This is a genomic window from Rhizobium sp. YJ-22, from assembly GCF_029601685.1.
In the GTDB taxonomy this organism is placed as follows: Bacteria; Pseudomonadota; Alphaproteobacteria; order Rhizobiales; family Rhizobiaceae; genus Metarhizobium.
The window spans coordinates 1-19,710 of record NZ_JARRIR010000002.1 but is presented as its reverse complement, the minus strand read 5'-3'; the positions used below and the strand labels follow the sequence as shown (position 1 = coordinate 19,710).

At 63.0% G+C, this 19,710-nt stretch carries 19 protein-coding genes, 1 pseudogene and 1 riboswitch; of the genes and pseudogenes, 10 read left to right on the top strand and 10 right to left on the bottom strand.

Annotation, left to right across the window (positions count from 1 at the left end):
• The first annotated feature begins 6 nt into the window (after nt 1-6).
• From P7F60_RS04555 to lexA, 4 genes are all read left to right on the top strand, one after another.
• Nucleotides 7-1,680: a nitrite/sulfite reductase gene (locus P7F60_RS04555; RefSeq protein ID WP_277916539.1), complete on the top strand. Its 1,674-nt coding sequence runs from the start codon at nt 7-9 to the stop codon at nt 1,678-1,680.
• Between the two features lie 10 nt (nt 1,681-1,690).
• Nucleotides 1,691-2,203 carry a DUF934 domain-containing protein gene (locus P7F60_RS04550; protein ID WP_277916538.1) on the top strand — a complete coding sequence of 171 codons (513 nt, stop codon included), beginning with the start codon at nt 1,691-1,693 and terminating at the stop codon, nt 2,201-2,203.
• 146 nt (nt 2,204-2,349) lie between these two features.
• Complete coding sequence (locus tag P7F60_RS04545; protein ID WP_277916537.1) at nt 2,350-3,162, top strand: ferredoxin--NADP reductase; 813 nt, start codon at nt 2,350-2,352, stop codon at nt 3,160-3,162.
• A 191-nt stretch (nt 3,163-3,353) separates the two neighbouring features.
• Nucleotides 3,354-4,085, top strand: coding sequence for a transcriptional repressor LexA (lexA, locus tag P7F60_RS04540; RefSeq protein ID WP_277916536.1), 732 nt, complete (start codon nt 3,354-3,356; stop codon nt 4,083-4,085).
• Here lexA and P7F60_RS04535 read toward each other — a convergent pair.
• Entirely contained in the window at nt 4,066-6,342 is a 2,277-nt protein-coding gene (locus tag P7F60_RS04535; RefSeq protein ID WP_277916535.1) for a ComEC/Rec2 family competence protein, read from the bottom strand. The two genes, lexA and P7F60_RS04535, sit on opposite strands and share 20 nt — an antisense overlap.
• Before the next feature lie 420 nt (nt 6,343-6,762).
• Here P7F60_RS04535 and gltA point away from each other — a divergent pair, with 420 nt between their 5' ends.
• Nucleotides 6,763-8,052, top strand: a complete 1,290-nt coding sequence (gene gltA / locus P7F60_RS04530) for a citrate synthase (RefSeq protein WP_277916534.1) — start codon at nt 6,763-6,765, stop codon at nt 8,050-8,052.
• Nucleotides 8,053-8,152: 100 nt separating this feature from the next.
• Here gltA and gcvP read toward each other — a convergent pair whose 3' ends face one another.
• The 4 genes from gcvP to P7F60_RS04510 form a co-directional block, all read right to left on the bottom strand.
• Complete coding sequence (gene gcvP, locus P7F60_RS04525) at nt 8,153-11,017, bottom strand: aminomethyl-transferring glycine dehydrogenase (RefSeq protein ID WP_277916533.1); 2,865 nt, start codon at nt 11,015-11,017, stop codon at nt 8,153-8,155.
• Nucleotides 11,017-11,379, bottom strand: coding sequence for a glycine cleavage system protein GcvH (gene gcvH / locus P7F60_RS04520; protein WP_277916532.1), 363 nt, complete (start codon nt 11,377-11,379; stop codon nt 11,017-11,019). Before gcvH ends, gcvP begins: the two co-directional genes overlap by 1 nt.
• A gap of 21 nt (nt 11,380-11,400) precedes the next feature.
• Nucleotides 11,401-12,540 (bottom strand): glycine cleavage system aminomethyltransferase GcvT, encoded by a 1,140-nt coding sequence (gcvT, locus tag P7F60_RS04515; RefSeq protein WP_277916531.1) that lies wholly within the window; start codon nt 12,538-12,540, stop codon nt 11,401-11,403.
• A 153-nt stretch (nt 12,541-12,693) separates the two neighbouring features.
• A riboswitch (glycine riboswitch) is annotated at nt 12,694-12,781 on the bottom strand.
• 208 nt (nt 12,782-12,989) lie between these two features.
• Nucleotides 12,990-13,274: a hypothetical protein gene (locus P7F60_RS04510; RefSeq protein ID WP_277916530.1), complete on the bottom strand. Its 285-nt coding sequence runs from the start codon at nt 13,272-13,274 to the stop codon at nt 12,990-12,992.
• 173 nt (nt 13,275-13,447) lie between these two features.
• Between P7F60_RS04510 and crcB the strand changes: the two genes are divergently transcribed.
• The 5 genes from crcB (at nt 13,448) to P7F60_RS04485 (ending at nt 17,310) form a co-directional block, all read left to right on the top strand.
• Nucleotides 13,448-13,822 carry a fluoride efflux transporter CrcB gene (crcB, locus tag P7F60_RS04505; protein WP_277916529.1) on the top strand — a complete coding sequence of 125 codons (375 nt, stop codon included), beginning with the start codon at nt 13,448-13,450 and terminating at the stop codon, nt 13,820-13,822.
• Nucleotides 13,823-13,918: 96 nt separating this feature from the next.
• The gene (locus P7F60_RS04500; protein ID WP_277916528.1) at nt 13,919-14,911 is read left to right on the top strand and encodes an RluA family pseudouridine synthase; all 993 of its coding nucleotides are present in this window, start codon (nt 13,919-13,921) and stop codon (nt 14,909-14,911) included.
• The gene (locus tag P7F60_RS04495) at nt 14,911-15,564 is read left to right on the top strand and encodes an HAD-IA family hydrolase (RefSeq protein WP_277916527.1); all 654 of its coding nucleotides are present in this window, start codon (nt 14,911-14,913) and stop codon (nt 15,562-15,564) included. The genes P7F60_RS04500 and P7F60_RS04495 overlap by 1 nt, the downstream gene beginning before the upstream one ends.
• An 11-nt stretch (nt 15,565-15,575) precedes the next feature.
• Nucleotides 15,576-16,361 (top strand): ATP12 family chaperone protein, encoded by a 786-nt coding sequence (locus tag P7F60_RS04490; protein ID WP_277916526.1) that lies wholly within the window; start codon nt 15,576-15,578, stop codon nt 16,359-16,361.
• 94 nt (nt 16,362-16,455) lie between these two features.
• Nucleotides 16,456-17,310 (top strand): hypothetical protein, encoded by an 855-nt coding sequence (locus P7F60_RS04485; protein ID WP_277916525.1) that lies wholly within the window; start codon nt 16,456-16,458, stop codon nt 17,308-17,310.
• 6 nt (nt 17,311-17,316) lie between these two features.
• Here the strand turns inward: P7F60_RS04485 and sugE are convergent, their stop codons facing one another.
• The 5 genes and pseudogenes from sugE to P7F60_RS04460 form a co-directional block, all read right to left on the bottom strand.
• Nucleotides 17,317-17,631, bottom strand: a complete 315-nt coding sequence (sugE, locus tag P7F60_RS04480) for a quaternary ammonium compound efflux SMR transporter SugE (protein ID WP_277916524.1) — start codon at nt 17,629-17,631, stop codon at nt 17,317-17,319.
• A 184-nt stretch (nt 17,632-17,815) separates the two neighbouring features.
• Entirely contained in the window at nt 17,816-18,649 is an 834-nt protein-coding gene (gene fghA / locus P7F60_RS04475) for an S-formylglutathione hydrolase (RefSeq protein ID WP_277916523.1), read from the bottom strand.
• 4 nt (nt 18,650-18,653) lie between these two features.
• The gene (locus P7F60_RS04470; protein ID WP_277916522.1) at nt 18,654-19,115 is read right to left on the bottom strand and encodes a YaiI/YqxD family protein; all 462 of its coding nucleotides are present in this window, start codon (nt 19,113-19,115) and stop codon (nt 18,654-18,656) included.
• Nucleotides 19,112-19,582, bottom strand: a complete 471-nt coding sequence (locus P7F60_RS04465; protein WP_277916521.1) for a GNAT family N-acetyltransferase — start codon at nt 19,580-19,582, stop codon at nt 19,112-19,114. The genes P7F60_RS04470 and P7F60_RS04465 overlap by 4 nt, the downstream gene beginning before the upstream one ends.
• A pseudogene (locus P7F60_RS04460) lies at nt 19,582-19,710 on the bottom strand (S-(hydroxymethyl)glutathione dehydrogenase); the annotation flags it as partial. The pseudogene P7F60_RS04460 and the gene P7F60_RS04465, both read right to left, overlap by 1 nt.

Below are 19,710 nucleotides of genomic sequence, written 5' to 3'. Positions count from 1 at the left end.
GAAATCATGTATCGTTACGACGAATTTGACCACGCTTTCGTTTCCGAGCGTGTCGCGCAGTTTCGGGACCAGGTGGAGCGACGTCTCGCCGGCGAGCTCTCCGAGGATGCCTTCAAGCCGCTTCGCCTGATGAACGGCGTCTATCTGCAATTGCATGCCTATATGCTGCGCATCGCCATTCCCTATGGCACGCTGAATTCGAAGCAGATGCGGATGCTGGCGCATGTCGCCCGCACCTATGACCGCGGCTACGGTCATTTCACCACCCGCCAGAACCTGCAGTTCAACTGGCCGAAGCTTTCCGACATGCCCGACGTGCTGGCGGAACTCGCGACCGTCGAGATGCATGCCATCCAGACCTCGGGCAACTGTATCCGCAACGTCACCGCGGATCACTTCGCCGGTGCTGCTGCCGACGAGGTCGCCGATCCGCGCCCCTATGCGGAAATCCTGCGGCAATGGTCGTCCGTGCACCCCGAATTCTCCTTCCTGCCGCGCAAGTTCAAGATCGCCGTCACCGGCGCCGAGCGCGACCGCGCCGCCATCCAGGTGCATGACATCGGTCTGCACCTGAAGAAGAACGACAAGGGTGAGCTGGGCTTTGCCGTCTATGTCGGCGGCGGGCAGGGGCGCACGCCGATGATCGCCAAGCTGATCCGGGAGTTTCTGCCGGAAGAGGATCTTCTGTCCTACACCACCGCGATCATGCGCGTGTACAATCTCCACGGTCGCCGCGACAACAAGTACAAGGCGCGCATCAAGATCCTCGTGCATGAAACGGGCGTGGAGGAACTGACGCGCCAGGTCGAGGTGGAATTCGCCAAGCTCAGAGATACCGAGCTGAGGCTGCCGGAAAAGGACGTGCAGGCGATCGCCGCCTATTTCGCGCCGCCGGCTTTGGGCGAACGGCCGGAAGGCTGGGAAAACCTGGCGCGCTGGAAGAAGGCGGACGAGGATTTCGCCCGCTGGGTGAAGCAGAACGTCCAGCCGCACAAGAACCCGGATTACGGCATGGTGACCATTTCGCTGAAGCCGATCGGCGGCATTCCCGGTGACGCGACCGATGCACAGATGGACGCCGTCGCCGAAATCGCCGAGGAATATGCTTTCGACGAAATCCGTGTCAGCCACGAGCAGAACCTGATTCTGCCGCATGTGGCGCTGGCCGATCTGGAGCCGGTCTACCGGGCGCTGGTCGTCGCCGGGCTTGCAACCGCCAATGCCGGCCTGATCACCGATATCATCGCCTGTCCCGGGCTGGATTACTGCGCGCTTGCCAATGCGCGCTCGATCCCCGTGGCGCAGGAAATTTCCGCCCGCTTCGGCGCACCAGAGCGGCAAGCGGAAATCGGCGAGCTGAAGATCAAAATCTCCGGCTGCATCAATGCCTGCGGCCATCACCATGTCGGCCATATCGGCCTGCTGGGCGTCGAGAAGAAGGGGGCGGAACTGTACCAGATCACGCTCGGCGGCTCGGGCGACGAGCAGACCTCCATCGGCGAAATCATCGGCCGCGGCTTCGAGCCGGATAAGGTGACGGATGCGATCGAGAAGATCGTCGATACCTATCTTGGCCTGCGCCTCGATCCGCAGGAAACCTTCCTGACGGCCTATCGCCGTGTCGGCCCGCAGCCGTTCAAGGATGCGCTCTATGGCGGCAATGCCGCCGAAGCGGCTTGAGGAGGCGACCATGATCAAGATCTGGAGAGAAACCGGCTTTATCGCCAACGATCCCTGGGTGATCGAGACCGACGAGGTGAAGGCTGCTGGCGAGCAGCGGCCGCTGCTGTCGCTGGATGGGCTGGTCGCCCGCGCGAACGAAAGCAATGATGTCGGCCTCGGCGTCGTCATCACGCCGTTTGACGATGTCGCCCGGCTGGAGCCTTATCTTTCTCGGCTGGAGATCGTTGCCGTCTCCTTCCCGGCTTTCAACGACGGCAGGGCTTTCAGCCAGGCCTCGCTGCTGCGCGCCCGTCTCGGCTACACCAACGAGCTGCGTGCCGTCGGCGACATATTGATCGACCAGATTCCACTGATGCTGCGCGTCGGCATCGACAGCTTCGCGGTTAGCAATCCGACCGCGCTGAAGCGTTTGGAAGAGAGGCGTCTGCCAGGTATACCGCACTACTATCAGCCGACCGCGCAGGCGGCAGAAGCCGGCGAGACCTATAGCTGGCGGCGCAAGCCATCGCCGGCGGCGTGATGCCGCATGGTAAAACCTTAACGGGTGAGATAGGTATTTCCCACCAGTCAGCATTCACGAAAATGCATTCCTTCTCTTGTGCCGGATCTTGTATTATCGGCACAGTGGTTTTTTGAGAAGCAGAAGACGAGAAGCAGGAAGACAGGATGAACGCTCCCGCACGCAATGAGGAATTCGCTGAATCGATCCCCGCCGGCGTTTATGCTGAGACGGTTCTGAGCGTTCAGCATTACACCGATCGTCTGTTCCGATTCCGCATGACGCGTCCGGCGGGCTTCCGGTTTCGTTCGGGTGAGTTCGCCATGATCGGCCTGATGGTCGAAGGCAAGCCGATTTATCGCGCCTATTCCATTGCCAGCCCGTCTTGGGATGAGGAACTGGAATTCTTCTCGATCAAGGTGCCGGACGGTCCGCTGACCTCGCATCTGCAAAAAATCCAGCCGGGCGACATCGTGCTGATGCGCAAGAAGCCGACGGGAACGCTGGTGCTCGACGCGCTGACGCCTGGTAAGCGCCTGTACATGTTCTCGACCGGCACAGGCATCGCGCCTTTCGCCAGCCTGATCCGCGACCCGGAGACCTATGAGAAGTTCGAAGAGGTCATCCTCACCCATACCTGCCGGGAAGTCGCCGAGTTGAAATACGGCCTCGACCTCGTCGAGGAAATCCGAAACGACGAGATGCTTGGCGAAATCGTCGGTGACAAGCTGCGTCTTTATTCGACGGTAACGCGCGACGACTATCCCTTCCAGGGCCGCATCACCGACCTGATTGCCAACGGCAAGCTGTTTGCCGATCTCGGCGTCCCGGCCTTCGACCCTGCGGTCGATCGCGGCATGATCTGCGGCTCGGCCGCGATGCTGAAGGACACCAAGGAACTGCTCGAAAAGGCAGGTCTCGTCGAGGGCGCCAACAACAAGCCCGGTGAATTCGTCATCGAGCGCGCTTTCGTCGGCTGAGTCGTCCGCAACCGCATTCTCCGCGCCGGCACCGAAAGATTGCCGGCGCTTTGCATTTGAGGTCGCCTTTCAGGGCGTACCCGTCATTTCCCTGCCATATTCAACACTGGATTGTGCCTGCGGCCCTTGCGGAACACAGTGGGAACAGATAGTGTTCGTTCTGTATTTGTTTCACGAATCTGGTGGGTGCTATGCTGACGCGCAAGCAACAGGAACTTCTGCTCTTCATCCATGAGCGGATGAAGGAATCCGGCGTGCCGCCGTCTTTCGACGAGATGAAGGACGCCCTGGAACTGGCCTCCAAGTCGGGCATCCATCGCTTGATCACAGCGCTGGAGGAGCGCGGTTTCATCCGCCGACTGCCGAACCGGGCGCGGGCGCTGGAGGTCATCAAGTTGCCGGAGGCCTATTCGGCGACGGCCGCCCAGCCACGGCGCGGTTTTTCGCCGAGCGTCATCGAGGGCAGCCTTGGCAAGCCGGCGTCTTCCGCACCTGCGGTCGCGAAGCCGGCGACGCCGGCCCTGCCTGAGGCGGCCAATTCCGTCTCCGTGCCGGTCATGGGTCGTATCGCTGCCGGCGTGCCGATTTCGGCAATCCAGAACAACACCCATGAGATCGTCGTGCCGATGCAGATGGTCGGGCAGGGCGAGCATTACGCTCTGGAGGTCAAGGGCGACTCGATGATCGAGGCCGGTATTCTCGACGGCGATACGGTCATCATTCGCAACACCAACAGTGCAACCCCTGGCGATATCGTCGTGGCGCTGGTGGACGACGAAGAAGCGACGCTGAAACGTTTCCGCCGCAAGGGCGCCTCTATCGCGCTGGAAGCGGCAAACCCGTCTTACGAGACCCGGATTTTCTCCTCCGACCGCGTCAAGGTGCAGGGCAAGCTGGTCGGCCTCATCCGCCGCTATCACTGAGCAACGAGCGAATCTCCGCCGGCAGACGGTGCGTATAATCATCATCGCGCCAGGAATAGGCGCGGTGCTGCGTCCAGGCCCGCCGGTTTTCGGGATCGAAAGCGGGGCGGATGCGTAAAGCCTGGCGGGCATCGACGGCGAAGGTGATTTCCACCGCGCCGGTCTGTCGCAGGGTTTCGCTGTCCAGGACGGTTGCGCCGGAGCGGCAGCGGGCGAATTTGGCGCGGGTCGGTGTGACAATCAGGCGGGCATTGTCGCAGGCAAAACCAATGTAGCGACCGTCTTCCAGCACCATGACCGGGCCGATGGCCGTTTTCGCCAGGCACCATTTCTGGCGGACACAGGCGAAACGACGATCCGCGCTCGTTTCCATGATTTGCTGGCGCAGCATGTCGGCATCGACCAATTCGTCTTCATCCAGTGGCTGCTTGCGTCGCTCCGACCAAGGTCCTTTGGCCGGGAAGGCGCTGTCGAGTTGCTCCGGAGGACCATGGGTATGGATGGTGAGAGCGCGGCGCCATTGGTCGAAGATGAAAGCGCTGGGCTTGCGGCGGTTGCTGTTCAGAGTGTCGCCGTCCAGCAACGCGACCAGCCTGCCATCCTCTGAAATAAGGAGATCGGGCTTTTGCGGGGTTGCCAGCAGGCTGGTGGCCAGCGCCAGCAGGAAGAGGGCGGTGCCGATGTGGCGCAGCCGTGTACGCAGCAGTAGGAACAGCACCATCCCAGCGACGGCGAGCGGCAGGAACAGCGGCGGCTGGCGGCCGATGATCAGTTCTCCGCCCCAGCTTGCCACCGTCTTGGCGATGGTGATGACGATGCCGAGACCCCAGCCCATGACAGCGATCGGCCATTCGTCGAGACCGAAGGGCATCAGCAACATGCCGATCAAGCCAGCCGGCATGACGACGAATGAGATGACCGGCATGGCGGCGAGATTGGCGGCAAGTCCGTAGGTGGCCAGCTTGTGAAAGTGTTCGATGGAGAAAACCGATGTCGAGAGACTGCCGATCAGCGAGGTGAGGAAGACACTGGCGACGAAATTCCAAGTTTCCGTGGCGATGCCGGACACGGGGAGTCTCGCAGGCTCGCGACCGGCGGAGTGGCCGCTCCAGAGATTGTAGCCGGAGACCAGCGCCAGGGTTGCGGCAAAGGACATCTGGAAACTGGGCCCCATGATTTCCGAGGGCGCCATGGCCATGATGACGATGGCCGAAAGCGCGACATTACGCAGGCTGATCGACGGGCGGTCTACCAGGACGGCGATCAGCAGGATGGCCATCATCAGGAAGGCGCGCTCGGCGGAGACCGCAAAACCCGAGACGAGGTAATAGGCGCAGACCATGATGAGCGCGCCGGCGGCGGCGAATTTCTTTATTGGATAGCGCTGGCTGAAGCCGGGGAACAGGGAGAAGATCGAGCGGACACCAACGAAGAAGATGCCGGCGGCAAGCGCCATGTTCAGCCCGGAAATGGCGATGATGTGGGCAAGCCCGGAGAGGCGCAGCGCTTCGGTCGTTCCCTCCGACATCGCCCGCCTTTCGTCGGTGACGATGGCGGCTGCAAAGGCACCGGCATCGCCGGGCACGATTGCGCGAATGCGGTCGCCGATGCCGCTGCGCAGGTCGAAGAAGAACAGGGTGATGGATTGAATGAAGCCGGGGCGGCGGGCGGCGCCAGACGGTTCGGCGACCTCCGGTTTGCCGAGCCAGAAGCCATAGGCGCCGATGCCGTCGAAATAGGCGGAGAAAGCGAAATCATTGAGGCCAGGCAGGGCTGGACCGGAGGGTGGCGACAGCCGCGCCCGGCCCTTGACCACGGTTCCGGTTTCGAATGGCGCCGGCTGGCCGCGCATCAGCAGCGATACCTGCTCGGGTGGCCGTTTCAAGCGGGGTTTTTCAGTGTCGAGGATGTGGACGAGATAGCGCCAGCGGCCTGCGCCCGCAGCCTCCCGTCGGTCGATGCGGGCGGTCACGGTCGCTGTAACAGGAGAATCGAGAATAACGGTCTGCAGGCGCCAGCTTTCGGCCGCCGCCAGAACTCCGCCGCCGAGGATCAGGGCGGCCGCCCAAGCCATGCGGCGGTTTATGCCGGCGGCATGGCGCAGTTTCGTCGCCAGCAAGGCGCAGGCGAGAAGTCCGGCGAGCAGCACCCAGAGCGGCGGCTCGACGCCGACGGCGAACCAGCAGGCGGCTCCGATTCCCAGGAGCACAGGAACGAACAGAAAGATTCGACCGTGATCGCCTTCCTCTTGCAGCATTTTGTCGCAGGATGAGACAAGGATCGCGAGTCGCGTCGCCGATGGCGAAAGCGATTCCGGCAGGTTGGACTGGCGTCTGGCGGGCGACGAAAAGCTGGCGGAAAGGCCTCTCGCCGTCTCTAAGTCAGACTTATAATCAGTCTCTATAGCCATAGCCGGATAATCACTGGCTTGTTCGCGCGGAGTTTGAAGTGGTTGCTCGTATTTTGCAACCGCTACGCGCTCCGATTTGCCGGTTCGTCAGGCCTTGGCCGGGTGGCGAAAGAAGAGGCCGCGGATTAAGTGCGCTGCCGCAAAATTATGCATTGCACAATACGGAAGAGGGTATAGCTTGGCATTAACCTCTCTATCATATAGCTACATCCACGTTAAAATCTGTGGCGCTTTCGGGGCGCCATCCCGCCAGTTCGGAGGACCAGCATGACGGATAAAGACGCTGCACTGACACTTGGAACGAAATCCGTAGAACTCCCCGTCAGGGACGGAACGATCGGCCCAAGCGTCATCGACATCGGGTCGCTCTACAAGAACACGGGCGCGTTTACCTACGATCCGGGGTTCACCTCCACGGCCGCCTGCGAGTCGAAAATCACCTATATCGACGGCGACGAAGGTGTTCTTCTCCATCGTGGTTATCCCATCGAGCAGCTTGCCGAACATGGCGATTTCCTGGAAGTCTGCTACCTATTGCTTTACGGTGAACTGCCGACCGCCGCCCAGAAGAAGGATTTCGATTACCGCGTCACGCACCACACCATGGTGCATGAGCAGATGAGCCGCTTCTTCACCGGCTTCCGCCGCGATGCGCATCCCATGGCCGTCATGTGCGGCACGGTCGGCGCGCTCTCCGCCTTCTATCACGACTCGACCGACATCACCGATCCGCATCAGCGCATGGTCGCGTCGCTGCGCATGATCGCCAAGATGCCGACCATCGCCGCCATGGCGTTCAAGTACCATATCGGCCAGCCCTTCGTATATCCGAAGAACGATCTGGATTACGCCTCGAACTTCCTGCGCATGTGTTTTGCCGTGCCTTGTGAGGATTACGTGGTCAATCCTGTGCTGTCGCGCGCCATGGACCGCATCTTCATCCTGCACGCCGACCATGAGCAGAACGCATCGACTTCGACCGTCCGCCTCGCCGGCTCGTCGGGCGCCAACCCCTTCGCCTGCATTGCGGCCGGCATCGCCTGCCTCTGGGGCCCGGCGCATGGCGGCGCCAACGAAGCGGCGCTCAACATGCTCGCCGAAATCGGCAGCGTCGATCATATCCCGGAATATGTGGCCCGCGCCAAGGACAAGAACGATCCGTTCCGCCTGATGGGCTTTGGCCACCGCGTCTACAAGAATTATGATCCGCGCGCGAAAATCATGCAGAAGACCTGCCATGAAGTGCTGACGGAGCTCGGCATCAAGGACGACCCGCTGCTTGAAGTCGCGATGGAACTGGAAAAGATCGCGCTGACGGACAGCTACTTCATCGAGAAGAAGCTGTATCCGAACATCGACTTCTATTCCGGCATCACGCTGAAGGCGCTGGGCTTCCCCACGACCATGTTCACCGTTCTGTTCGCGCTCGCCCGCACCGTCGGCTGGATCGCACAGTGGAACGAAATGATCGAGGATCCGCAGCAGCGCATTGGCCGTCCGCGCCAGCTCTATACCGGCGCGCCGAAGCGCGATTATCAGCCGATTTCCAAGCGTTGATCGCTTTCGCGGCGGCCCGCCCGGCGGGCCGCTTTGCCGATCGAACGAAGAAGGCCGCCGGATTGCTCCGGCGGCCTTCTTCTTTCGCAATGGCGGAAGCTTATTCCGCCGCCTGCTGGTAATCCTCGACCGGGGGGCAGGTGCAGACGAGGTTGCGGTCGCCATAGACATTGTCGACGCGGTTGACCGGCGACCAGTATTTGTCGACTCGGAACGCGCCCGGCGGATAGCAGGCCTGCTCGCGCGAATAGGGGCGATTCCATTCGCCGACCAGATCTTCCACCGTATGCGGGGCGTTCTTGAGCGGGTTGTTCTCCCGGTCCATGCGGCCGTCCTCGATTGCGCGGGCTTCCTCGCGGATCGCCAGCATGGCGTCGCAGAAGCGGTCGATCTCGGCCTTGGTCTCCGACTCGGTCGGCTCGATCATCAGCGTGCCGGCGACTGGCCAACTCATGGTCGGGGCGTGGAAGCCGCAATCGATCAGCCGCTTGGCGACGTCGTCGACGGTGACGCCGCTGCTGGCGACCAGCGGGCGGGTATCGACGATGCACTCATGGGCGACGCGCCCGTTCTTCGCCGTATAGAGCACATCATAGGCGCCCTTCAGCCGGGCGGCGATGTAGTTGGCGTTGAGGATCGCCACCTTGGTCGCCTGCGTCAGCCCTTCGCCGCCCATCATCAGGCAGTAGCTCCAGGAGATCGGCAGGATCGAGGCCGAGCCGAAGGGGGCGGCCGAAACCGCGCCATCACGACCGTCCGTTTCCGGGTGGCCCGGCAGGTACGGCGCCAGGTGCGCCTTGACGCCGATCGGGCCCATACCCGGCCCGCCGCCGCCATGGGGAATGCAGAAGGTCTTGTGCAGGTTGAGGTGGCTGACGTCCGAGCCGATATCGCCGGGGCGGGAAAGCCCGACCATGGCGTTCATGTTGGCGCCGTCGAGATAGACCTGGCCGCCATGGGCATGGACGATGTCGCAGATATCCCGCACCGTTTCCTCGAACACGCCGTGCGTCGAGGGATAGGTGATCATGCAGCAGGAGAGGTTTTGCGCGTATTGTTCTGCTTTTGCACGGAAATCTTCCATATCGACATCGCCGTTGTCGGTCGATTTGACGACGACGACCTTCATGCCGGCCATCTGCGCCGAGGCCGGATTGGTGCCGTGCGCCGAGGTCGGGATCAGGCAGACGTCGCGATGGGTGTCGCCATTGGCGATGTGATAGTTGCGGATCGTCAGCAGGCCCGCATATTCGCCTTGCGCGCCGGAATTCGGCTGCATGGAGAAGGCATCGTAGCCGGTGACGGCGCAGAGCTTTTTCGCCAGATCGTCCAGCATCTCCTTGTAGCCGAGCGCCTGATGCTGCGGCACGAAGGGATGGATTTCGGAAAATTCCGGCCAGGTGATCGGCAGCATCTCGGCTGTCGCATTCAGCTTCATGGTGCAGGAGCCGAGCGGGATCATCGCCCGGTCGAGCGCGAGATCCCGGTCCGACAGGCGGCGGATGTAGCGGGTCATCTCGCTTTCGGCGCGGTTCATGTGGAAGATCGGATGCGCGAGATAGCCGCTGCGGCGCAGCAGGTTTTCGGGCAGGCGATAGCCGGGCGTGAAATCGGCGATCTTGAAATCGCCGCCGAAGGCGCGCCAGACGGCCTCCAGCGTCGCCGGACGGCTGCGCTCGTCGAGGCTCATGCCGATGCGGTCGTCACCGATCTTGCGCAGGTTGACCTCTTCCGCTTCCGCCGCGCGCAGGATCAGACCCTGAAGATGGCCGACCTCGACGGTGATCGTGTCGAAGAAGGCGCTAGGCGAGACCTTGTAGCCGAGGCGCTCTAGCCCCTCGGCCATCATCACCGCCTTCTTGTGGACGCTCTGGGCGATGGCCTTGATGCCTTCGGGGCCGTGGAAGACAGCATACATCGAGGCCATGACTGCCAGCAGAACCTGGGCGGTGCAGATGTTCGACGTCGCCTTTTCGCGGCGGATATGCTGCTCGCGGGTTTGCAGCGACAGGCGATAGGCGCGGTTGCCGCGGCTATCGACGGACACGCCGACGAGACGACCGGGCATGGAGCGCTTGTGCGCATCCTTCACCGCCATATAGGCGGCATGCGGCCCGCCATAGCCCACCGGCACGCCGAAGCGCTGCATCGAGCCGATGGCGATATCGGCGCCCATTTCGCCGGGTGATTTCAAAAGCGCCAGCGCCAGCGGATCGGCGGCCATGACGGCAATCGCGCCGGCGGCATGCAGCTTGCCGATGATATCGCTGAAATCATGCAGGTGGCCATAGGTGCCGGGATATTGGAAGATGGCGCCGAATACGGCCTGCGGATCGAGCGCGGCCTGCGGGTCGCCGAGGACGATCTGCCAGCCGAGCGGCTCGGCGCGGGTCTTCAGCACGGCGATGGTCTGCGGGTGGCAATTCTCGTCGACGAAGAAAGTTTTGGCCTTCGACTTGGCAACGCGTTCGGCCATGGCCATGGCTTCGGCGGCGGCGGTCGCCTCGTCGAGCAGCGAGGCATTGGCGACGTCGAGGCCGGTGAGATCGGTGACGAGGGTCTGATAGTTGAGCAGCGCTTCGAGGCGGCCCTGGCTGATTTCCGGCTGGTAGGGCGTATAGGCCGTGTACCAGGCGGGGTTTTCCAGGATGTTGCGCTGGATGACCGGCGGCGTGATCGTGCCATAATAGCCCTGGCCGATCAGCGAGACCAGATGCTTGTTGCGACCGGCGATCTCGCGCAGGCGGTCGAGCGCCTCGCGCTCGGTCATGGCCGCGCCCCAGACGAGCGGCGCCTGCTGGCGGATACCGCCAGGCACGGTGTCGTCGATCAGGGCATCGAGGCTGTCATAGCCCAGCACCTTCAGCATATCGGCCATTTCCGCCGGCGACGGGCCGATATGGCGGCGATTGGCGAAATCGTAGGGCTGGTAATCGGTGAAGGAAAATTCCTTGGGGGAGGACATCAGGCGATCTGCTCCAGATAGGCCGCTTCGTCGAGAAGCGTATCGGCGTCGGCGCGATTGGCGAGCTTCAGCTTGAAGAACCAGCCGGCGCCCTGCGGATCGGAATTGACCAGCGACGGATCGGCGGTGATGGCGGGGTTGACTTCGACGATTTCGCCATCGAGCGGACAATAGACTTCCGAGGCGGCCTTGACGGATTCGACTGTGGCGGCATCGTCTCCCTTGGAGAAGGTCGCGCCGACATCCGGCAGTTCCACGAAGACGAGATCGCCGAGCTGTTCTGCGGCATGGCGGGTGATGCCGACGGTGGCGACGTCGCCTTCAAGCTGCAGCCATTCGTGTTCGACGGTGAATTTCAGCATGGTGTTTTCCTCTGGAGGCGTTCAGCGTTTGTAGCCGGGAGTGATGAAGGGCAATGCGGCGACGGTGACGGGCAGGTATTTGCCGCGCACCTCGGCATGGACGAGCGTGCCTGGGGCGGCTTTGTCGACGGGCAGGTAACCCATGGCGACAGGGCCTTCGACGCTCGGGCCGAAGCCGCCGGAGGTGACGCGGCCGATTTCCTCGCGGCCTTCCGGGTCGGCAAACAGCGCGGCGGGGGCGCGCACCGGCGCCTTGCCCTCCGGCTTGAGGCCGACGCGGCGGCGCGCGGCGCCGTGCTCCAGCTCGTCCAGGATACGCGCCGCGCCGGGGAAGCCGCCGGCGCGGGCGCCGCCCTTGCGGCGTACCTTCTGGATCGCCCATTCGAGCCCGGCCTCGACCGGCGATGTGGTGCGGTCGATGTCGTTGCCATAGAGGCAGAGCCCGGCTTCGAGGCGCAGCGAATCGCGGGCGCCAAGGCCGACCGGCTGGACGTCTGGATGTTCGAGAAGCCGCCTTGCGACATCCTCGGCATAGATTGCGGGCAGGGAGATTTCGAAACCATCCTCGCCGGAATAGCCGGACCGGGTAATGATGCAGGGCTGGTCGTGCAGATGACATTCCGCGACGTCCATGAAGCGCATATGGGCGACATCGGCCCACAATTCGGCCAGCACGTCGACAGAGCGCGGTCCCTGCAGCGCCAGAAGCGCCCGGTCGTCCAGCAAGGTGATTTCGCAGGTGTCGCCGATCCGTTTCACCATATGGGCGACATCGGCCTGTTTGCAGGCGGCGTTGACGACCACGAAGAAATGGTCGTCGCGATTGGCGATCATCAGGTCGTCTAGTATGCCGCCATTCTCGTCCGTGAAGAGGGCGTAACGCTGCCGGCCCTCGCCGAGGCCCAGCACATCGACCGGCACCAGGCTTTCCAGTGCGCGGGCCGCATCGGCATTGTCGCCGGAACGCGCGCGCACGATCACCTGGCCCATATGGGAGACGTCGAACAGGCCGGTGGCGGCGCGGGCCTGCAGATGCTCCTTGAGCACGCCGGCCGGATATTGCACCGGCATGTCATAGCCCGCGAAGGGCACCATGCGGGCGCCAAGCTCCAGATGCAGGGCGTGGAGAGGGGTGGTTTTCAGTTCGGCATGGTCGTTCACACGAACGCCTCCAGGGTTATGCGCGAGTCACGCGGGCTCTACCGATGCGGCCATGCGGCCGCGATGATCGAGCCCCCTCTGTCCCTTTGCCTGAGATTGTTATCCCTTCGGCGCACCGGTCTCTTGCGAGCCGGTTTCTCTCCAGAGTTCCTGTCGGCCCTGTTGGTCCTTTTGCCTGAGAGTTTCCGGGGCGGTTGCTCCTTCGGCACCGTATCGAAACGGCTTCTCCCAACAGGTGATGTTGTCTCTGGATTATCGAGCAAGTCCCCCGCTTGGCAAGGGCAAATGTCGTTGCGACGCAAAAAATCGTCGCTCCCGGCGAACTCCGTAACGCTGGCGGATGCGCATGAAAAAAGCCGCCGCGCATGATAACGTAGCGGATGCAGAACTATTTATCTATTCAATAACAATGCATTAAAAGATAAACTTCACGATTCGAATCCTGGATCTCACTCAACGTCAGGTGGGACGGCTTCCTCGGATACGTCGCGATAGGCTTCCAGCGCCTCCTGGATGGTGGCGTGGGGATGATGGTCGTTGAAATTCATCATCGCCAGTTCGGCGGAGGCGGCGCGTATGACATCGGTGCCTCCTTCTTCGCCGCCGTTGCGGGCGGTTTCGTAGTTCTTGACGGCTTCCTGAACAAACTGCTTGCGCGGCACGCGCGGCGCCGGCTTCAGGGCCTCCATCGCATAGGCTGCCGTATTCGCGGAAACTGTCACCACCTGCGTCATCGCGTGAAATCCATTCCAGCTCATCGAAGCGCAAGCTTAGCAGACAGGCGTTCCCGCTGATTTAAGCGGAAAGCTAAAGCTTTACTTAAACTGCGGTTTGCTGGCCGTTAAGATAATGCGGTCTGGGCGATTCGCCCCATCTTGCGTGAGACCAGCCGGAAAGAGGAAAAGGCATGCATGTCGTACTTGTCGCAGCCGGCGGCGCCGTCGGTTCGGTAGCCCGCTATCTGGTCGGTGTCTGGTCTGTCCGCGTGCTTGGCCTTGCCTTTCCCTGGGGAACGCTGATCGTCAATCTCGTCGGTTCCTTCGCCATCGGCCTGCTGGCCGAGCTGATCGCCCGGCGCTTCAACGCCTCGATGGAACTGCGCCTGCTGCTGGTCACCGGTTTCCTCGGCGGCTTCACCACCTTCTCGGCCTTCTCGCTGGATACCATCGCGCTTTATGAGCGCGGGCAGGTGACGACGGCGGCGGTCTATGTGTTGGCCAGCGTCGTCCTGTCGCTTGCCGCCACCTTTGCCGGCATGGCTGCGATCCGCAGCCTGCTCTAAAGCAACATTTTCCGATTCCGATTTCACCTTTGCGCCAAAATGCTCTACAGGGGCAGCAACAAGCGCAGGTTACGCGCAGAAATCGGAAAGGTCGGCATGGCTGGCATCGAGCATATCACCGTCGACGCGGACGAGGCCGGAATGCGGCTGGACCGCTGGTTCAAGATTCATTATCCCGGCCTCGGCTTCGGGCAATTGCAGAAGCTGCTGCGCTCCGGCCAGGTTCGTCTCGATGGCGGCCGGGTCAAGACCGATACGCGTGTCGAGCCGGGGCAGGTGGTGCGCGTGCCGCCGATCGACATCGATCTCAAGGCGGCGAAGAGCGGGCCGATCGCCGGGCGCGAGCTGAAACATTCCGGCGATGCCGAGCTTCTGTCGCGCATGTTGCTGCATGAGGACGACAAGGTCATCGTGCTCAACAAACCGGCCGGTCTTGCCGTGCAGGGCGGTTCCGGCGTCAACCGGCACATCGATAAAATGCTGGAAGCCTGGACCAGCCAGAAGGGCGAGAAGCCGCGCCTGGTGCATCGCATCGACCGCGACACCTCGGGCGTGCTCGTCGTGGCGCGCACACGCGGCGCGGCGCAGAAGCTGACCGCAGCCTTCCGCGAGCGCGATACCAAGAAGACCTACTGGTCGCTGGTCAAGGGCGTGCCGCGCAAGCATGAGGACCGCATCTCCACCTGGCTGGTGAAGGAACAGACGCCGGACGGCGACCGCATGCGCATCGCCAAGCATGGCGAAGAGGGCGCCGATCACGCCGTCTCCTATTACCGCGTGCTGGAAACGGCGGCGCAACGTCTCGCCTGGCTGGAGATGGAGCCCTATACCGGCCGTACCCACCAGCTTCGCGTCCATGCGCTGCATATGGGCCATCCGATCATCGGCGATCCCAAATATTTTATCGATGATCCCAACTGGGATTTCCCGGGCGGCATCCAGAAGCGGTTGCATCTGCATGCCCGCCATATCGACATACCGCATCCGAATGGCGGGCGCCTGCGTGTCACCGCTCCGCTGCCGCCGCATATGGTGCAGAGCTGGAACCTGCTCGGCTTCGACACCGACCGCGTGGGCGAGGACGATTGATGCAACTTGTGCTGTTCGACTGCGACGGCACGCTGGTCGACAGCGCCGGGCTGATCCATGAGGTAATGGCGCGAACGTTGACGCAATTCGGCTTCGAGCGGCCGGCGCTCGGCGTTACCAAGGGCGTCATCGGCTTGTCGCTCGATCTGGCGATCGCCCGGGTTCTCGCCCGTGAGCATGTCGACGAGGAAGCCATCGCCATGGCGGCGCACTACAAGTCGATCTTCGCCGGGGTGCGCGCCGAGGCGCAGCACACCGAGTTGCTGTTCGACGGCATCCGGCCGTTGATCGATACGCTCTGTCAGCGCGATGCGCTGCTGCTTGGCGCCGTCACCGGAAAATCCCGGCGCGGGCTGGATACGGTGTTTGATGCGCATGGCTTCCGGCCGCATTTCATCGTGTCGCGCACCGCCGACGATTGCCCCTCCAAGCCGCATCCGGCGATGGTGAGCGAATGCTGCCGCGAAACCGGCATGGATGCGAAGGACACCCTTGTCATTGGCGACGCGGTTTACGATATGCAGATGGCGAAGGCCGCCGGAGCCCGCGCCATCGGTGTGTCCTGGGGGTATGCCTCGGTCGAGGCGTTGCGCGCGGCGGGCGCGGATGCGATCCTCGATCATCCGCAGGAGCTGCTGCGCTATATTGGATAAGGCAGGACGACATGCGTGATTTGTTGAACGACCTCACCGAGGGGTTGAGCCATCCCGATCCCGCCCGCCGGGCGCAAATCCAGATGCAGAAGCCGCTGCCGAAGCGTTTCTACAAGACGGTTTCCGTCGAGGAGATCGATGGCGAACATGCGGTGCTGCTCGATGGCCGCGGCGTGCGCACACCGGCCAAGCGGCCGCTGCGGCTACCGACCGCAGCGCTTGCCGAGATCGTCAGGGGCGAATGGGATGCACAAGGCGAAGACATCGATCCGGGCACGATGCCGGTGACGCGCCTCGTCAACACCGCAATCGACGGCATCGCCGACGATCCCCAGGCGGTGTTCGAGGATATCCTGCGTTTCGCGTCCAACGACATGCTCTTCTACCGCGCCGGCGAGCCGCGCGAACTGGTGCAGCGCCAGGCCGAACAGTGGGATCCGGTGCTGGATTGGGCCGCGCAAACTGCCGGCGCGCGCTTCTTCCTGATCGAAGGCATCATCCATCAGGAACAGCCGAAGGCGGCAATCGATGCGCTCGGTGTCGTGCTGCGTTCGCATGACACGCCGATCGAACTTGCCTGCCTGCACACGCTGACGACGCTGACCGGCTCGGCGCTGCTGGCGCTGGCTTTTGCGCGGGGAGCGTTTTCGCTCGACGAAATCTGGGCCTTGGCGCATCTGGAAGAGGACTGGACCATCGAGCATTGGGGCAGCGACGAGGAAGCGGAAAAGCGCCGGGCGCTGCGCCGCGCGGAAGCCGCCGCCGCCGCATCCGCCTTTGCCGCGATGCGGGCCTGAGCCTCATCTTTAACAAAATCGTCGGCGATTTATTATTTCCTTAACCATAAAGGCGAATCCTGCGGGAAAATCTCGTCTGCGCTGGATTCGCATCATGGCACGTCTCTTCTTTCGCACGGTCTTTCTGCTGCTGCTCGCTGTCGTCGCATCCTGTGCCGCGATGAAGCGCAACCTGCAGGAGGAGCGGGCGCCGCTCTATGATGTGCGGGACGTGACCGTATTCGCCACCGCCCGCAACGCCATGAGCGTGATCGGCGGTGTCGATCGGCGCGTCTCGGATGCGATCGCCGTCACCCGCCGCTACGAGCCGGCGCCGCGCGTCGTTCTGACCGTGCGCATCGATCGCGTGGCGCTCGGCCTCGGCGAGGGACATGACCGCAACGAGGCGGATTTCACTGTCGACGTCGTCTCGGTCGATAGCGGCGCGGTGTTTGCGACCGGCGGCTTCAAGGCGATCAATTACAGCCTGCCTTCGGCCGGCACCGAGGAATTCCTGGCGGAGACCATCGCTGCCCGCATCCGATATGTCTTCTCGCTGATGACGCCGCCGACGGCTTATGTGAGCCCGCAACGCTTCCCGCCGCGTCCGGCCGCTCCGGCGCCCGATATTGAGGACGAGGCGCCTGCGCGCGTTTCCGCCGCCCCGCAGGTTCAGGACGATTTCATCGCGCCCTCGGTCCAGGCGACGCTCGATGCCGAGGACAAGGCGGCTAAGCCGGCCGAGCTGAAGGCGGAGGAAATTACGCTGCCGGTAACCACGCCCGCTCCGGCTGTCGCCAAGGCGAAACCCGCCGCATCGAAGAAGGAAAGCCATGCCGCCGGCTCCGATCTCGAGGCCGGCGCGCAGGGGCGCATTTCGATAAAGCCGCCGGCTGGAAATGCACCGGCAACGACGGCCTGCGACACGGGCGCGGCCGATGCGTGCCCCGCCACCAGCGTACAGCAGTAGGGGCGGTCAGGCCGCGAGCTTCAGCCCGGCAATGCCGGCGATGATCAGGCCGATGCAGGCAAGGCGCGCGGCCGTTGCCGGCTCGCCGAACAGGAAAATCCCGAGCGTCACCGCGCCCAACGTGCCGATGCCGGTCCAGATCGCATAGGCCGTGCCGAGCGGCAGGGTCTTTACTGCAAGCCCCAGCAGGACGACGCTGGCGACCATGCTGATCACGGTCAATGCGGTGGGGATGGGACGGCTGAAGCCATCGGTGAATTTCAGGCCGACCGACCAACCGACTTCGAGCAGTCCGGCGATCAAAAGCAGGAACCAAGCCATATCTCTCTCCATGCTCGGCCGCCATGCTTTAAGCATGGCGGAGAAGTGAGCGAGGCCGTCCCCGCGACGTGGTTGTCCGCCGAAGGTCGGGCGGACAGCGCAGTCGTCTGCGTTGGTGTCCTTATGCCCGGCATTCGCAGACCGGGCAAGGGGGATTTGGGCCAAGTTTATATGGGTGTTGCCTTCAGGCGAGCCGTTGCGCATGCCAGCGCAAGTGATCGTCCATGAAGGTGGAGATGAAGTAGTAGGAGTGGTCATAGCGCTCGTGCATGCGCAGCGTCAGGCCGATACCGGTGCCCTTGATCGCCTCTTCGAACAGCCAGGGGCGCAGGCCGTTTTCGAGGAAGCTGTCGGCCTTGCCCTGGTCGATCAGGAATTCCGGGAAGCGGGCACCGTCGGCGACCAGCGCGCAGGCGTCGTAGGGGCGCCAGGCGGCCTTGTCGGCACCGAGGTATTTTTCGAAGGCATCGACCGACCAATGGGCGGTGGAAGGCTCGACGATGGGGGCGAAGGCGGAGCAGCTGCGGAAACGTTCCGGGTGCTTCAGCGCGATGGTCATGGCGCCGTGACCGCCCATGGAATGGCCGAAAATGCCCTGCCGGTCCATGTCGACGCGGAAATGCTCGGCGACCAGCTTCGGCAGTTCCTCGGTGATGTAGGTATACATGCGGAAATTCGTCGCCCAGGGCATTTGCGTGGCGTCGAGATAGAAGCCGGCGCCCTTGCCCATCTGCCAGTTGGTCAGTTCGTCCGGCACGTCGTTGCCGCGCGGGCTGGTGTCGGGGCAGACGATGATCAGGCCGAGCTCGGCGGCGAGGCGGCGATATTCGCCTTTTTCCATGACGTTCGCGTGGGTGCAGGTCAGGCCTGACAGATACCACAGGACAGGGCAGGGCTTTTCGATTGCCTGCGGCGGCACGAAGACGGCGAAGGTCATCTCGCACTGGCAGGCTTCGGAATCATGGGCATAGACGCCCTGCATGCCGCCGAAAGCGGCGTTTTGCGACAGGATTTTCATGGGATCACTCTCCGGTGTTCCTGGGTATGGTCTTTGCCCGGCGGCAGAGCCGTTCGAGCGTTTCGAGAAAATTCGAGCGGTCGCGGGCGGAAAAGGAAGGATTGTAGCCCTTGCTTTCGCCGGTCTCCCGCAAATGCGCGCCGAGATCGCGCATCGCGGTGGCCATGCCGATATTGCCCGGGTCGAAGACGCGGCCGGAAGGGCCGGTGACCAGCGCGCCGCGCGCGACGCAACGCCCGGCCAGCGGCACGTCGGCGGTGATTACGATGTCGCCTTCGCCGGCGCGCTCGGCGATCCAGTCATCGGCGGCATCGAAGGAGCCGGGAACGATGACGTTGCGCACCATCGGGTCGCGCGAGGGGCGAAGGCCCGAATTGGCGACGAAGGTCACCTCGATGGTGTGCCGCTCGGCGACTTTCAGGATCTCCGGCTTGACCGGGCAGGCATCCGCGTCGACGTAGATCATCGTTCCGTTTCGCTCACGACAGGACGCTGCATGTCAATATGCGGAATGCCGTCCTCGACATACTCCGGTGAGGTCGGCTCGAAGCCGAGGGAGGCATAGAAACGCTCCAGATGGCTTTGCGCCGAAAGCGCGATCGGCTCGCCGGGAAAATGCGTCTCACAGGTCTGGATTGCCTCGCGCATCAGCGCATCGCCGAGGCGTTTTCCGCGGTGGCCGGGCGACACCAGCACCCGGCCGATGCGCGGCGGCTTGCCCGCCGGTCGCCACAGCCGCGCATAGGCTGCGGCCTCGCCGTCGATCAGCAGGCGCAGGTGCAGCGCCTCGCCGTCCTTGCCGTCGAGTTCCGGATAGGCGCAAGCCTGCTCGACCACGAAGACGTCGACCCGCAGCTTCAGCAGGGCGTAGAGCTCGACGGCGGAGAAGGCGTCCAATCTCCGCACGTCGATGCTATAGGCGGGTGTGGTCATCAATAGACCACGACGCCGCGAATGCTCTCGCCCTTGTGCATCAGGTCGAAACCCTTGTTGATGTCGTCGAGCGGCATGGTGTGGGTGATCATCGCATCGATCTGGATCTTGCCCTCCATGTACCAGTC